The sequence below is a fragment of the Stenotrophomonas sp. P5_A8 genome (assembly GCF_056400545.1).
Window position 1 is genome coordinate 1 of sequence record NZ_JBFULB010000081.1, and the last position, 14,077, is coordinate 14,077.

Sequence of the window (14,077 nt, forward strand, 5' to 3'; positions counted from 1 at the left end):
TGGCTGCCCTCCGTTCCGGCGTGCGGACACCTGCCAGCCGCGCATGGCGTGGCTCTACCGGGATTCGGCACATCGGCATCTGCAAGCCACGCATGGCGGGGCTCTACCGGTGATGGCGCGACAGGCGCGCCGGCTCAATGCTGCTTCGGCGTGCTCGGTCCGCAGCTGTCGCAGCCGCCGCACGCCCCGGCACTACCGGTAGCGGGCGGGGCGATCTTCCGCCCCAGCGTCTGCAGCCACGCGGCACGCTGCGGCTTGACCAGTCCCAGCGCGATCGCGCCGCGCACCGTGCGCACGACACCGGGGAACTGCTTTTTCAGCACCACCCACGCGCTGAACAGCACGATCAGCGCGACCACGATGTACTGCAGTAGCAGGCCGGCGCCCATCAGCCGCCGCCCAGCGCCACGGTCACCTGGTAGGTGACCAGCGCGGCGATGTAGGCCGCCGCGAACAGGTAGAAGGTGGCAAAGCCGACCTGCTTCCAGGAGTTGGTCTCGCGTTTGATCGTGGCCAGGGTGGAAATGCACATCGGCGCATAGATGAACCACACCAGCAGCGACAGGCCGGTGGCCAGCGACCAGCCATTGGCGACCACCGGGGTCAACGCCTGGATCGCGGCGTCGTCATCGGCGGCCGACAGTGCGTAGATCGTGGCCAGCGAGGACACCGCCACTTCGCGCGCACCCATCCCCGGGATCAGCGCGATGCAGATCTGCCAGTTGAAGCCCAGCGGCGCGAAGATCACCGCCATCGCATGGCCGAGCTGGCCGGCAAAGCTGTAGTCGATCGCCGGCATGGTCGCCCCGGGCGGCGCGGCCGGGAATTTCAGCAGCACCCACAGCAGGATGGTCAGCGACAGGATGATGCCGCCCACGCGCTTGAGGAAGATCATGCCGCGCTCGTACAGGCCCACCGCCAGGTCGCGCGGGTGCGGGATGCGGTAGGACGGCAGCTCCAGCATCAGCGGATGCTCGCTCTTGTCGCGGCGCCACTTCTTCATCACCCACGACATCGCCAGCGCGCTGAGAATCCCGGCCACGTACAGGCCGAACAGCACCAGCCCCTGCTGGCTGACGAAGCCCCACAGGGTCTTCTGCGGAATGAACGCACCGATCAGCAGCGCATACACCGGCAGGCGCGCCGAACAGGTCATCAGCGGCGCCACCAGGATGGTGGCCAGGCGATCGCGCGGGTCCTGGATGCTGCGGGTGGCCATGATGCCGGGCACCGCGCAGGCGAAGCTGGACAGAAGAGGGATGAACGAGCGCCCGGACAGGCCCGCCGAGGCCATCATGCGGTCCAGCAGGAACGCCGCGCGCGGCAGGTACCCGGATTCTTCCAGGGCCAGGATGAAAGCGAACAGGATCAGGATCTGCGGCAGGAATACCACCACTCCGCCGACGCCGGCGATGATGCCGTCGGTGAGCAGACTGGACAACGGGCCTTCCGGCAGCACCGCGCCGACGTGCTCGCCGAGCCAGCCGAAGCCGGCCTCGATGCCATCCATCAGCGGCGTGGCCCAGGCGAACACGGCCTGGAAGATCAGGAACATCACCACCACCAGCGTCAGCAGCCCGAACACCGGGTGCAACAGCCAGCGGTCCAGCGCGTCATCGATCCTGGCCGTGCGCGTGGGCATGCTCACCGAGGCGGCCAGGATGCCGCGCACCTGGGCGTGGTAGTCGGCCTCGCCGGCCGGCACCGCGACCGGTGCCTGCAGGTGCGGCACCATCGCATCGAGCCGCTCGACCAGCGCCTGGGCGCCGTTGCGGCGCACCGCCACGGTTTCCACCACCGGCACCCCGAGAGCCTGTTCCAGCGCGGGCACGTCGATCTTGATGCCACGCCGCTGCGCCGCATCGACCATGTTCAGCGCCACGATCATCGGCTTGCCCAACTCGCGCAGTTCCAGCGCGAAGCGCAGGTGCAGGCGCAGGTTGGTCGCATCGATCACGCACAGCAGCACATCCGGTGCGGCCTCGCCCGGGTAGAAGCCCCGGCACAGGTCGCGGGTGATCGCCTCGTCCAGGCTGGCCGGCTGCAGGCTGTAGGCGCCGGGCAGGTCGAGCACGGCGAACTCGCGGCCGGACGGTGCACGCAGGCGGCCTTCCTTGCGCTCCACGGTCACGCCGGTGTAATTGGCCACCTTCTGGCGGCTGCCGGTGAGCTGGTTGAACAACGCGGTCTTGCCACTGTTGGGGTTGCCGACCAGGGCGACGCGCAGGGATGCGGCGGCGCTCATGCGCCCGCTCCGGCCGGGATCGCGGTGATCTCGATGCGGCTGGCTTCGCTGCGGCGCAGGGCGAAACGGGTGAAACCGACCTGTACCAGCAGCGGCTCGCCACCCACCGGGCCGCGGGCGACAAGACGCACGTCTTCACCCTTGACGAAGCCCAGCTCGCGGAGGCGACGGGCGATGGCATCGTTTGCGTGCAGGTCCCGCACCGACTCCACCAGGGCGGAATCGTGCAGCGGCAGATCGGACAACGTCACGGAGCGCCTTCTTGCCAATCAGAATGGTTCTCAATTCTAGCATCGCCGCGCCGCGTCATTGCCCGTGACCGATGGCCCGCTATGATTCGTACATGTATGGAGTAATCGCAGGTTCCCATGAGTGATGCACTACGGATAGAACGCAGCGCCTCGGTGCTGACCCTTTGGCTGAACCGCCCCACCCTGCACAACGCCTTCGATGCGGCACTGATCGCCCAGMTGACCGCCGCACTGGAGGCGGCCGGGCGCGATGAACACGTGCGCGTGGTGGTGCTGGCCGGCCAGGGCGCCTCGTTTTCGGCGGGCGCGGACATGCAGTGGATGCGAGGCATGGCCGCTGCCAGCGAGGAGGACAACCGCCAGGACTCGCTGGCCCTGGCCCGGCTGATGCGCACCCTGGACGAGCTGCCCAAGCCCACCATCGCCCGCGTGCAGGGCGCCGCCTTCGGTGGCGGGGTCGGCCTGGTCGCCTGCTGCGACATCGCCATCGCCAGCACCAGCGCCCGCTTCGGCCTGACCGAAAGCCGGCTGGGCCTGCTGCCGGCGGTGATCTCGCCCTATGTGATCGACGCCATCGGCCCGCGCCAGGCGCGCCGCTGGTTCGCCACCGGCGAGCATTTCGATGCGGACACCGCGCTGCGGATCGGCCTGGTCCACCAGCTGATCGAACCTGAACGCATAGATGAAGCCGTGCAGCGCCAGATCGGCCTGCTCGACAAGGCCGGCCCGATCGCCTCGGCCTCGGCCAAGGAACTGGTGCGCCGGGTCGGCATCGGCCGCGACCGCGACGCGCTGGACCGCGACAATGCCGCGCTGATTGCGCGCCTGCGGGTGTCGGCCGAGGGGCAGGAGGGCCTGGGCGCCTTCCTGGACAAGCGCGCCCCGCATTGGGTCACCCAGGACTGAAGGACGTCATCATGCTCGACCATATCGGTATCCGCTGCGCCGACTTCCCGCGCAGCCTCAGCTTCTTCCAGCAGGCCCTGGCCCCGCTGGGGATCACCGTGGTGATGCAGGTCAGCGCCGCCCAGACCGGCGACCACGACCATGCCGGCTTCGGCCGCACCGGCAAGCCGGACTTCTGGATCGGCAACGCGCCCGGCGCCCATGGCGGGGTGCATGTGGCCTTCAGCGCAGGCAGCCGGGCCGAGGTGGATGCCTTTCACCAGGCCGCGCTGGCCGCCGGCGGGCGCGACAACGGCGCGCCGGGCATCCGCGAGCATTACCACCCCGATTACTACGGGGCGTTCGTGCTGGACCCGGACGGCAACAACATCGAAGCGGTCTGCCAACGCCCCGGCTGAACGCCCGGCGCCCGCCCTGGGGCGACCCTGTCATCCACYGCGGGCTGGCCGCTTTGTCGCCCATCCCGCGTATCCCCCTTTCGTGGCCTACCGGGGACCGTGGGCCGCCTCCCTTCTTCTGGTACTCCTGTGATCCGACTCCTGCCCGTTCTGCTGCCTGCTGTGCGCCTGCCCGTCCGCCGGGAGGCCCGCCATGGATGATTTCGTCCGCATCGTCGAAGTGGGCCCGCGCGATGGTCTGCAGAACGAAGCACAGCCGGTGGCCACCGCCGACAAGATCGAACTGATCCGGCAGTTGTCGCTGACCGGCCTGCGCACCATCGAGGCCACCAGTTTCGTCAGTCCGCGCTGGGTGCCGCAGCTGGCCGATGCCGCCGAGGTCTACGCCGGCATCGAGCGCCGCCCCGGCATCGCCTATCCGGTGCTGGTCCCCAACGAACAGGGCTACGATCGGGCACGCGCGGTCGGCGTGGAGGAAGTGGCCGTGTTCACCGCCGCCTCGGAAACCTTCAACCGCACCAACACCAACGCCGGCATCGACGAATCGCTGGCACGCTTCGCGCCGATCCTGGCGCGCGCCAAAGCCGACGGGGTGAAGGTGCGCGGCTACGTCTCCACCGTGCTCGGCTGCCCGTACCAGGGCGAGGTCGCGGTGAGCGAAGTGGTCCGCGTGGCACGTGCGCTGCATGACATGGGCTGTTACGAAATTTCGCTGGGCGACACCATCGGCGTGGGCACCCCGCGCAAGGCGCGGGCGATGCTGCATGCGGTCGCCGCCGAGGTGCCGATGGCCGCGCTGGCGGTGCACTTCCACGACACCTACGGACAGGCGCTGGCCAACATCGATGCCTGCCTGGAGGAAGGCGTGCGCGTGGTCGATTCGGCCGTATCCGGCGCCGGCGGCTGCCCCTATGCCAAGGGAGCCAGCGGCAACGTCGCCAGCGAAGACGTGGTGTACCTGCTGCATGGCATCGGCATGCGCACGGGTATCGACCTGTCGGCGCTGGCCACCACCGGCCGCTGGCTCGCCGCACGGCTGGGCCGGCAGACCGGCAGCAAGACCGGCAAGGCGCTGGCGGCCACATGAGCCGCAGCGGCCCGCGCAGGGACGTCGCGGTCGGTGACCATCTCACCGCCCACGTCCACGCGCTGGCCGCCCTGGATCGCGCCCTGGCGCAGCCGCCGGACGAACAGGGCCTGCGCCCCCTGCTGCGCGAGGTGCAGCAGGCCCTTACCCAGGCCATGGACGAGCGCCAGCTGGCGCTGCGCCGCTACGCCGCGCTGTTCGACGCGGTACCCGACCCGGTCAGCATCCTCAGCCAAACCGGCGTGGTGCTGGACCTCAACAAGGCCGGCGTGCGCGCCTACGGACGGCCGCGCGAGGAGATCGTCGGCCAGCCGATCGAACTGTTGAACCCGGACCTGCCCAGCGACCACCTCGACCCGGTCTGGGAAGCGCTGCGCCGCGATGAAACCTACGTCATCGAGGTGACCAACATGCGCGGCGATGGCAGCCGCTTCCCCGTGGAAGTGCATTCGGCCGGCTTCGAGCACCAGGGCGAGCACTGCATCGTGGCGGTAGCGCGTGACCTCAGCAGCCGCTGGCAGGCCGAATCGCGCTACCGGTTGCTGATGGAATCCATCGACAAGGGCGTGGTCCTGTTCGATACCCACCTGCGCGTGGTCTCGGCCAACCCGGCCGCGCATCGCATCCTCGGCATGGCCGGCAACGGCGGCAGCCTGCAGGCGATGCTGGCCCCGGACGACTGGATCTGCGTGGACGAACATGGCCACCCGCTCACCCGCGAGCAGTGGCCGGCCGCGGTGTCGCTGCGCACCGGGCGCACCATCCGCAGCACCATCGTCGGGCTGTACCACCGCCCGCGCGGGCGCATGATCTGGATCTCCACCACCAACGTGCCGGTGTTCGGCACCGGCCGCGATTGCCCGGACCACGTGTTCGGGCTGTTCAGCGACATCACCGAGCTCAAGCGCAACAACGCCCTGTTCGACCGCGCCCAGTCGCTGGCGCACATCGGCGGCTGGGAATGGGATCGCGGCCTGCAGCGCCTGTACCTGACCGACGAGGCCAGCCGCATCCTCGGCCAGTCGCTGCCGCTCACCGACATGGCGCACCTGCTGGAATGCCTGCGCCTGGATGATCGCTCGCAGCTGCAGCAGGCGCTGCTTGAGGTGATCGACCGGCAGGTGCCGTTCGAGTTGGAACTGCAGGGCCAGCGCGGCGACGGGCACTCGTTCTGGGTGCGCATGATCGGCGAGGCCGAGCCCGGTGACGTCAACGCCGCACGCATCGCCGGCACCGTGCAGGACATCACCGCGCGCAAGCAGGCCGAGGAAACCCTGCGCATCCAGGCCCGCACCGACCCGCTCACCGGCATCATGAACCGCGATGCGGTGCTCAACGACCTGGCCACGCGCATGGCCAACCCCACCCATTGCCAGGTGGCGGTGCTGTACATCGACCTGGACCGCTTCAAGACCGTCAACGACCTGCTCGGCCACAACGCTGGCGACGAACTGCTGATCGATGCCACCCGCCGCATCGCCACCGCGATCGGTACCGAAGGCCTGCTGGCGCGTTTTGGCGGCGACGAGTTCCTGGTGATCTGCGACACCCGCGACCAGGCCGACCAGCCCGAGCGCCTGGCCGAGGCGATCACCCGCGGCTTCAGCACCCCGTTCCGCTTCGGGGCCGACGAGTTCGCGGTGACCACCAGCATCGGCATCGCGCGCGCGCCGCAGGACGGGCTGCGTCCGCAGCAGCTGATCCAGAACGCAGACATCGCCATGTACGACTGCAAGCGCCGCACCCGCAACGGCTGGCAGGTGTTTTCCCCGGAACTGGCGCAGCGCCAGAACGACCGGCTGCAGATCGAAAGCCGCCTGCACCGTGCGCTGGACGATGACGAGTTCCACCTGGTCTACCAGCCGCAGGTCAACCTGCACAACGGCCAGCTGGTGGCCGCCGAAGCGTTGATCCGCTGGCGCAACTCGCAGTTGGGCGAGCTGCGCCCGGACATCTTCATCGGGCACGCCGAAAGCACCGGCGACATCGTGCGGATCGGCTTGTGGGTGCTGCGCGAGGCGTGCCGACAGGTGCGGGCGTGGCAGGATGCCGGGCTGGGCATCGTGCGAGTGGCGGTCAATGTGTCCTACCGCCAGTTCGTCGGCGAGGACCTGGCCCGCAACGTGGGCCAGGTGCTGGACGAATTCGGCCTGCCCGGCACCGCGCTGGAGCTGGAGTTCACCGAACGGGTGCTGATCGAGGATGCCCCGGACACCCTGCAGACCTTCGCGCGCCTGCGCGAGATGGGCGTGCTGCTGACCATCGACGATTTCGGCGAAGGCTACAGCGCCCTCAACTACCTGCGCCGGCTGCCGATCCACGGGCTCAAGCTCAGCCAGCTGTTCGTCGAGGGCGTGCCCGGCAACCGCTCGGACGTGGCGGTGTGCGAAGCGGTCTGCGGCATTGCGCGCAGCCTGGGCCTGGGGCTGGTCGCCGAAGGCATCGAATCGGAGCCGCAGCGGCAGTTCCTGCAGGGGCTGGGAGTGGCCGTGGGCCAAGGCTTCCTGTTTGCGCCCGGGCTGGCGCCGGACGAGTTCGCACGGCGCCTGGCGCAGCGCCACTGAGCGCCGCGCGCAGCGCACAACGGCGACAGCGCCGGCTTCCGCTAGAATCGGCGGTTCTTGAACCAGCGGAAACACGCAATGCAGCTGTCTTCTGTCCGCGCCGTCATCACCGGCGGCGTCTCCGGCCTGGGCCTGTCCGTGGCCCAGTACCTGGTGGCCCACGGCGCCAAAGTCGCCCTGTTCGACCTCAACGACGACAAGGGCGCGGCCGCCGTGGCCGAACTGGGCGAGGCCAACGCCCGCTATTTCACCACCAATGTCAGCGATGAAGCGGCCGTGGCGGCGCAGATCGATGCCGCGCACGACTTCCTCGGCGGCCTCAATGCGGCGATCAGCTGCGCCGGCATCCTCGGCGCCGGGCGCGTGCTGGGCAAAGAGGCCCCGATGCCACTGGCCAGCTTCCAGAACACGGTGATGGTCAACCTGGTTGGCAGCTTCAACGTCGCCAAGGCCGCCGCCAACCGCATGCAGCACAACACGCCCGGCGACGACGGCGAGCGCGGGGTGATCATCAACACCGCCAGCGTCGCCGCCTATGAAGGCCAGATCGGCCAGGCCGCCTATGCCGCGTCCAAGGGCGGCGTGGTCAGCATGACCCTGCCGATGGCACGCGAACTGTCGCGCTTCGGCATCCGCGTGATGACCATCGCCCCGGGCATCTTCTGGACTCCGATGGTCGATGGCATGCCGCCGGCCGTGCAGGAATCGCTGGCCGCGTCGATCCCGTTCCCGCCGCGCCTGGGCAAGCCGGACGACTTCGCCGGCCTGGTCGGCCATATCCTCGGCAACACCTACCTCAACGGCGAGACCATCCGCCTGGACGGTGCGGTGCGTCTGGCACCCAAGTAAGCACGTCCGCCGTAGCGGCGGACACCGCAGGGCACCCGGCATGGTGCCCGCCACCTCCCACKAACCGACCTTCAGTCCATGAAAGCCAACGACATCAAGAAAGGCAACGTCGTCGAGTACAACAACGGCGTCTACCAGATCCGCGACATCGAACGCAGCTCGCCGCAGGGCCGCGGCGGCAATGTCCGCTTCCGCTTCATCATGTACAGCGTGCCGGGCGGCAACAAGCTCGATGCCAGCTTCGACGCCGACGACAACCTGCCGGAAGTCGAGCTGCTGCGCCGCCAGTCCACCTATTCCTACAAGGACGGCGATGCGTTCGTGTTCCTGGACGACGAGGACTACACCCCGTACATGGTCGATGCCGACGTGCTGGGCGATGACGCCGGCTACATCACCGACGGCCTGACGGGTATCTACGTGCAGGTGATCGACGAAACCCCGGTGGGCGTGCAGCTGCCGACCAGCGTGGTGCTGGAAGTGGTCGAGACCCCGCCGGAAATGAAGGGGGGCACCGCCACCAAGCGTCCAAAGCCGGCCAAGCTCAGCACCGGGATCGAGATCATGGTGCCGGAGTACATCGCCAACGGCGAACGCGTGCTGGTCAACACCGCCACCGGTGAATTCGCCGGCCGTGCCGACTAAGCGCATCGCCCTGCTGGCTTGCCTGTCCCTGCTCGCGGCGTGTTCGCCGCGAGCAGCGGACGGCACTGTGGACGGGGTGGATGCCGCCTCGCCCGTGGTCGGCAAGGAGGCCGTCGCCGCACCGGAAATCCCTTCCCAATCGCCGGCGACGGAAAACCCGCTGATCGAGGCCGACGCCAACACCGGCATGCCGGATCTGGACGACCTCGAGCGCGCGCGCGCCAACGCTGGCTGCGAGGTATCCAACGACATCGGCGATGTGGACGACATCCGCATCTACTGCGCGATGCCCGCCGATGTCCGCGCGTTTCTTGAGCGCGAAAACACCTGCCAGCATTTCGCGGGCGAAGAAGCCTACGACCAAGAACGTCGCGTCGAGCTTGAGGCCGCCGACAAACGCTACTGCCAGGGCCGCGAACGGATCTTCGCCGATCTGTACGAACGTCACCATGCGGATTGCGCCCTGCGCGAGGCGTTGATCGGCGTGGGCAACCGCTACGACCTGTTCACCGACGTCGCGCCGGATCACTGCCGCCCGCAGGACGTGCGCTGACCCGCCCAGCGGTTACGGCTTGGCCGCCAGCGCAGGCGCGCCGGCGAAATCCCCACAGCCGTGGTACTGCCGCGCGCCCACGGTCAGCATCGCCGTGGTCCCGAACGTCTGCCCGCTCATGTCGTCCTGGCAGACCGTGCGCTGGAAGGTCAGCTTGATATCGGTGCCATCGGCGGCCTTGCCAGACCAGCCATCCTTCCCTTGGGTCGGGGTGGGGATCTCGAAGGTGCGCTGCCCGTAGTCGGTTTCCACGCGCAGGCTTGGCGTTGCGCCCGCGGGGACTTCGGCTACCCAGCCGGGCTCGTTGCCGGTCGCGCGGAAGCCCGCATGGGCCGTGCTTCCAGCGGCGGGCGCGGGCGCTGCCGCGCCTTCTTCGCCCGAGCCGGTGCAGATGCGATCGGCCTCACCCTTCAGGCTGAGCGCGCCTTCGGTGGTGCCCTTGGTCCAGAACGTGTTGCCCTGCCCGTCGCCGTATTTGGCACCGGAGGCGGCGACCTCCGAAGACATCGCATAGGTCCGCTCGCCCACCACCACCGTGGCCGAATCCTGGCCGCGATAGGTCGCGTGTACGGCCACATCGCCGCACTGGAAAGCATAGCTGCGCTCATCGGTGGTCGCGGCGGCCGGCGGTGGCGGTGCTTCGCTTGCAGCGCCTGCCGACGCGGCGCCGTCGCCCTGCTGCGCGGGCTGGCAGGCGCTCAGTCCGGCCGCGATGGCCAGGCTCAAAAGCCATGGGGATGCACGCATGTTGGACTCCTTGCGGTTGTTGCGATCAGCCAACCATCCTAGCCCGCAGGCTGCAGCGGGAGGTGAAGCAGCCCTGACTCCACGGGCTGCGGCATCGGTTCAGACCGCGCGCGGCGGCAGCAGTGCGATCGACAGCAGGTGCACGCCGGCCGCGTTCGATGCACTGGCCCACACCCGCAGCAGGCGCAGCGCGCGCGCGTGTTCGCCGGCCGCGTCGGCATACCGCAGCCGCACGTCACTGGATACCAGGGTCAGCTGCCCGCACACCAGTGACTCCACTGCGGCCTGCTCGAGCGCGGTGATCCGCAGCTGCCCGGTTGACCACCCCGTGAGGCAGGGATGGGCGCCCAGCCACTGCCCTGCCCCGTCACTGAAGAACAACGAGGGCGACAGCCAGGCCTGCAGTGCGTCCACGTCATGCGCCAACAGCAGCTGCAGCACCTGTGCCTCGGCCGTGGCGATGGTGGTATCAATCACGGTGGTACTCATCTCATTCCTCCCGGCCTTGCCGCCATGGCCAGCGCCAGCGGCGTGCGCCCTGCACCAGTACGTAGAACAGCGGCACGAAGAACACCGCCAGCACGGTGGCGGTCAGCATCCCGCCGAATACCCCGGTGCCGATCGCATGCTGGGTTTCAGCCGACGCGCCGGTGGCCAGCATCAACGGCACCACGCCCAGCGCGAACGCCAGCGACGTCATCAGGATCGGGCGCAGCCGCAGCCGTGCCGCCTCGATCGCCGCGTCAACCAGGCCATGCCCCTGCAACTGCAGCTGGCGCGCAAACTCCACGATCAGGATCGCGTTCTTGGCCGACAGCCCGATCACGGTGATCATTCCGACCTTGAAGAACACATCGTTGGGCAACCCGCGCAACAGCACGGCCGCCACCGCGCCCAGCAGGCCCAGCGGCACCACCAGCAGCACTGCCGCCGGGATCGACCAGCTTTCATACAGCGCGGCCAGCACCAGGAACACCACCAGCATCGACAGCAGCATCAGCCACGGCGCCTGCGCACCGGAGGCGCGCTCCTGCAGCGACTGCCCGGTCCAGGCCAGTGCGAAGCCGGCCGGCAACTGCCGCGCCAGCCGCTCCATCTCGGCCATGGCCTGGCCGCTGGACGCGCCCGCTGCCGCATTGCCGGACAGGCTCAGCGACGGGAAGCCCTGGTAGCGTTCCAGCTGCAAGGGCGTCTGCGACCACACCGGGGTGACCAGCTCGGCCAACGCCACCATGCCGCTATTGGCATTGCGCACATGCAGCTTGAGCACGTCATCCACCTGCATGCGGTGCGGTGCGTCTGCCTGCACGATCACCTGTTGCAGGCGGCCCGCATTGGGGAAATCGTTGACGTACTGCGAGCCCATCGCCGCCGACAGCGTGTCACTGATCGCACTGAAGCCCACGCCCATGGCCTGCGCCTTGTGTCGGTCGATCTCCAACCGCACGGTGCTGCCCGCTGGCAGGCCTTCGGCATGCACGTCGCGCAGCAGCGGGCTTGCGGCGGCCAGCGCCAGCAGCTGCTGTTGTGCCGCCTGAAGCTGCGCCGGGCCCTGGCCGCTACGGGCCTGCAGGCGCAGGTCGAACCCGGACGAGGTGCCCAGGCTGTCGATGGCCGGCGGCGTCACCACGATCACCTGGCCTTCCGGCGCGGCGGCCATGGCCTGCTGCGCGCGTTCCACCTCGTCGGCCACGGTGGCACCGGCGCGCGCGTCCCACTCGTTGAGCATGGTGTAGGCCATCGCCGCGTTCGGCCCGGACCCCGCGAAGCTGTAGCCCATGATCGCCTGGTTGGAGGCGATGCCCGGGCGTGCGGCGATGTGCGTCTCGTAGCGTTGCATCACCTCCAGGGTGCGCTCGGCGGTGGCATCGGCCGGCAGCTGGATGGAGGTCATGAAGTAGCCCTGGTCCTCTTCGGGCAGGAACGCGCCGGGCAGCAGGTGCAGACCCATCCCCAAGGCCACCACGAGGGCGGCGAACACGGCCATGCTGCGCCCACCGCGCTGCAGGATGCGCACCACCTGCCCCTGGTAGCCGTCGGTCATGCGCGCCATGCCGCGATTGAACGCACCGAAGAAGCCGCCTCGCCCGTGGTGGCCGCGCGTGCTCGGCTTGAGCAGCGTGGCACACAGCGCGGGGGTAAGGGTCAGCGCGAGCAGCGCCGAGAACAGGATCGATACCGCCATGGCCAGGCTGAACTGCCGGTAGATCGCGCCCACCGAACCGTCGGCAAGCGCCATCGGAATGAACACGGCGGTGAGCACCAGGGTGATGCCAATCACCGCACCGGTGAGCTCCTTCATCGCCTTGGCGGTGGCCTCGCGGGGTGGCAGGCCTTCTTCGGCCATGATCCGCTCAACGCCTTCCACCACCACGATGGCATCGTCGACGATGATGCCAATCGCCAGCACCATGCCGAACATGGTCAGCACGTTGATCGAAAAGCCCGCCGCCAGCATGACCGCGAAGGTGCCCAGCAGCGCGATCGGCGCCACGATGGCCGGGATGAGTGTGTAGCGGATGTTCTGCAGGAACAGGTACATCACCGCAAACACCAGCACCATCGCCTCGACAAGGGTGATCAGCACTTTCTGGATCGAGATCGCCACGAATGGCGCGGTGTCGAACGGCACCGTGGACTCCATGCCCACCGGCAGGGTTGGCGCGAGTTCGGCCATGCGCGCGCGTACCGCGCCGGCCACCTTCACTGCGTTGGCGCCGGGCGACAACTGGATGGCCGCCGCGGTTGCCGGCGCGCCGTTTTCGCGTGTGGACCACGCATAGTTTTCCGCGCCCATCTCGACCCGGGCAACATCACCGATRACCACCCGGGAGCCATCCGGATTGGCGCGCAGCACGATGGCCGCGAACGCCTCCGGCGTACTCAGCTGGCCCTCCACGGTGAGGGGAATGGTGACCCGCTGGCCCGGCAGCGCCGGCGAATCGCCGACCCGGCCGGGGGCGATCTGCGCATTCTGTTCGCTGATCGCGGTGGTCAGGTCGCCCAGAGTGAGGCGGTAGGCCACCAGCTGGGCGGGGTCAACCCAGATCCGCATGGCGCGTTCGGCACCGAACAGCTGCACGCGACCCACGCCGTCGATGCGCCGCAGTTCTTCGACGATGTTGCGCGCCATGTAGTCGCTCAGAGCCACTTCGTCCAGGCGGCCATCGGTGGAGCGCAGCCCGACCAGCATCAGGAAGCCCGAATCGGCGGCCTCCACGCCAAGCCCGTTCTGGCGCACCGCCTGCGGCAGCCGCGATTCGATCGCCTTGATGCGGTTCTGTACGTCCACCTGGGCCAGCTCCGGATCGGTGCCCGGGCGGAAGGTAGCGGTAATGGAGGCCTCGCCCGAGGTGTCGGTGGACGAGGAGAAATACAGCAGGTGCTTGACCCCGGACAGCTCGCGCTCGATCAGCCCGACCACGGCATCGTTCATGGTCTGCGCCGACGCGCCGGGATAGCTGGCATAGATGCTGATGCTGGGCGGCGCGACGCTGGGATAGCGCTCGATCGCCAGGCGCGGAATGGCCAGCGCTCCGGCCAGCACCACGAAAATAGCCAGCACCCACGCAAACACCGGGCGCTCAATGAAAAACTGCGGCATGCAACTTCCTCTCGCCGGCGCACCGCCGCGAAAGCAGCCGGTGCAGTGGCATCGTCATCCACAAAAAAGGTTCTTCGTCGTACTGCGGGATTGCTCAAGCCACTGCGATGCAAGAGCAAGAGCTACTGTCCGCGCCTGCACCGGGCTGGGCAGGTGCGGGTGGGGTTACGGGACACGCTGCAAGTCCCGCTCCGCGGCCCGGCCCAGCCGCTGGCGGCTGGGCGTTCG

13 protein-coding genes are annotated in these 14,077 nt (G+C 68.7%); 7 read left to right on the forward strand and 6 right to left on the reverse strand.

Annotated elements, in window-relative coordinates; genetic code table 11:
• Positions 1-134 precede the first annotated feature (134 nt).
• From AC1DQP_RS08110 to AC1DQP_RS08120, 3 genes are read right to left on the reverse strand one after another with little or no spacing between them, the layout of a single operon-like run.
• The gene (locus AC1DQP_RS08110; protein WP_256777184.1) at positions 135-389 is read right to left on the reverse strand and encodes a DUF6587 family protein; all 255 of its coding nucleotides are present in this window, start codon (positions 387-389) and stop codon (positions 135-137) included.
• The gene (feoB, locus tag AC1DQP_RS08115; protein WP_256777185.1) at positions 389-2,245 is read right to left on the reverse strand and encodes a ferrous iron transport protein B; all 1,857 of its coding nucleotides are present in this window, start codon (positions 2,243-2,245) and stop codon (positions 389-391) included. Before feoB ends, AC1DQP_RS08110 begins: the two co-directional genes overlap by 1 nt.
• Complete coding sequence (locus AC1DQP_RS08120) at positions 2,242-2,496, reverse strand: FeoA domain-containing protein (RefSeq protein WP_256777187.1); 255 nt, start codon at positions 2,494-2,496, stop codon at positions 2,242-2,244. Before AC1DQP_RS08120 ends, feoB begins: the two co-directional genes overlap by 4 nt.
• 117 nt (positions 2,497-2,613) lie before the next feature.
• Between AC1DQP_RS08120 and AC1DQP_RS08125 the strand changes: the two genes are divergently transcribed.
• The 7 genes from AC1DQP_RS08125 to AC1DQP_RS08155 all read left to right on the forward strand — a co-directional run bounded on the left by AC1DQP_RS08125 (position 2,614) and on the right by AC1DQP_RS08155 (position 9,498).
• The gene (locus AC1DQP_RS08125; protein ID WP_478051394.1) at positions 2,614-3,402 is read left to right on the forward strand and encodes an enoyl-CoA hydratase-related protein; all 789 of its coding nucleotides are present in this window, start codon (positions 2,614-2,616) and stop codon (positions 3,400-3,402) included.
• A gap of 11 nt (positions 3,403-3,413) precedes the next feature.
• Complete coding sequence (locus AC1DQP_RS08130; protein ID WP_256777189.1) at positions 3,414-3,800, forward strand: VOC family protein; 387 nt, start codon at positions 3,414-3,416, stop codon at positions 3,798-3,800.
• A 193-nt stretch (positions 3,801-3,993) separates the two neighbouring features.
• Positions 3,994-4,887 (forward strand): hydroxymethylglutaryl-CoA lyase, encoded by an 894-nt coding sequence (locus tag AC1DQP_RS08135; protein ID WP_457319827.1) that lies wholly within the window; start codon positions 3,994-3,996, stop codon positions 4,885-4,887.
• On the forward strand, positions 4,884-7,451 hold the full coding sequence (locus AC1DQP_RS08140) for a sensor domain-containing protein (protein ID WP_457319825.1): 2,568 nt from the start codon (positions 4,884-4,886) through the stop codon (positions 7,449-7,451). Before AC1DQP_RS08135 ends, AC1DQP_RS08140 begins: the two co-directional genes overlap by 4 nt.
• Before the next feature lie 78 nt (positions 7,452-7,529).
• Positions 7,530-8,300, forward strand: coding sequence for an SDR family NAD(P)-dependent oxidoreductase (locus AC1DQP_RS08145; RefSeq protein WP_256777192.1), 771 nt, complete (start codon positions 7,530-7,532; stop codon positions 8,298-8,300).
• Between the two features lie 78 nt (positions 8,301-8,378).
• Complete coding sequence (gene yeiP, locus AC1DQP_RS08150) at positions 8,379-8,945, forward strand: elongation factor P-like protein YeiP (RefSeq protein WP_038688595.1); 567 nt, start codon at positions 8,379-8,381, stop codon at positions 8,943-8,945.
• Entirely contained in the window at positions 8,920-9,498 is a 579-nt protein-coding gene (locus AC1DQP_RS08155; RefSeq protein ID WP_478051395.1) for a hypothetical protein, read from the forward strand. The genes yeiP and AC1DQP_RS08155 overlap by 26 nt, the downstream gene beginning before the upstream one ends.
• Before the next feature lie 12 nt (positions 9,499-9,510).
• Here the strand turns inward: AC1DQP_RS08155 and AC1DQP_RS08160 are convergent, their stop codons facing one another.
• The 3 genes from AC1DQP_RS08160 to AC1DQP_RS08170 form a co-directional block, all read right to left on the reverse strand.
• Positions 9,511-10,245: an MliC family protein gene (locus AC1DQP_RS08160; protein ID WP_457319144.1), complete on the reverse strand. Its 735-nt coding sequence runs from the start codon at positions 10,243-10,245 to the stop codon at positions 9,511-9,513.
• Between the two features lie 99 nt (positions 10,246-10,344).
• Complete coding sequence (locus AC1DQP_RS08165; RefSeq protein ID WP_457319145.1) at positions 10,345-10,734, reverse strand: nuclear transport factor 2 family protein; 390 nt, start codon at positions 10,732-10,734, stop codon at positions 10,345-10,347.
• 1 nt (position 10,735) lies between these two features.
• Positions 10,736-13,849 carry a multidrug efflux RND transporter permease subunit gene (locus tag AC1DQP_RS08170; RefSeq protein ID WP_478051396.1) on the reverse strand — a complete coding sequence of 1,038 codons (3,114 nt, stop codon included), beginning with the start codon at positions 13,847-13,849 and terminating at the stop codon, positions 10,736-10,738.
• Positions 13,850-14,077: the final 228 nt, after the last annotated feature.

Coding starts and splice junctions, on each gene's coding strand:
- AC1DQP_RS08140 (WP_457319825.1), top strand. CDS start 4,884: ATGAGCCGCAGCGGCCCGCGCAGGGACGTCGCGGTCGGTGACCATCTC.
- yeiP (WP_038688595.1), top strand. CDS start 8,379: ATGAAAGCCAACGACATCAAGAAAGGCAACGTCGTCGAGTACAACAAC.
- AC1DQP_RS08165 (WP_457319145.1), bottom strand. CDS start 10,734: ATGAGTACCACCGTGATTGATACCACCATCGCCACGGCCGAGGCACAG.
- AC1DQP_RS08110 (WP_256777184.1), bottom strand. CDS start 389: ATGGGCGCCGGCCTGCTACTGCAGTACATCGTGGTCGCGCTGATCGTG.
- AC1DQP_RS08130 (WP_256777189.1), top strand. CDS start 3,414: ATGCTCGACCATATCGGTATCCGCTGCGCCGACTTCCCGCGCAGCCTC.
- AC1DQP_RS08160 (WP_457319144.1), bottom strand. CDS start 10,245: ATGCGTGCATCCCCATGGCTTTTGAGCCTGGCCATCGCGGCCGGACTG.
- AC1DQP_RS08135 (WP_457319827.1), top strand. CDS start 3,994: ATGGATGATTTCGTCCGCATCGTCGAAGTGGGCCCGCGCGATGGTCTG.
- feoB (WP_256777185.1), bottom strand. CDS start 2,245: ATGAGCGCCGCCGCATCCCTGCGCGTCGCCCTGGTCGGCAACCCCAAC.
- AC1DQP_RS08145 (WP_256777192.1), top strand. CDS start 7,530: ATGCAGCTGTCTTCTGTCCGCGCCGTCATCACCGGCGGCGTCTCCGGC.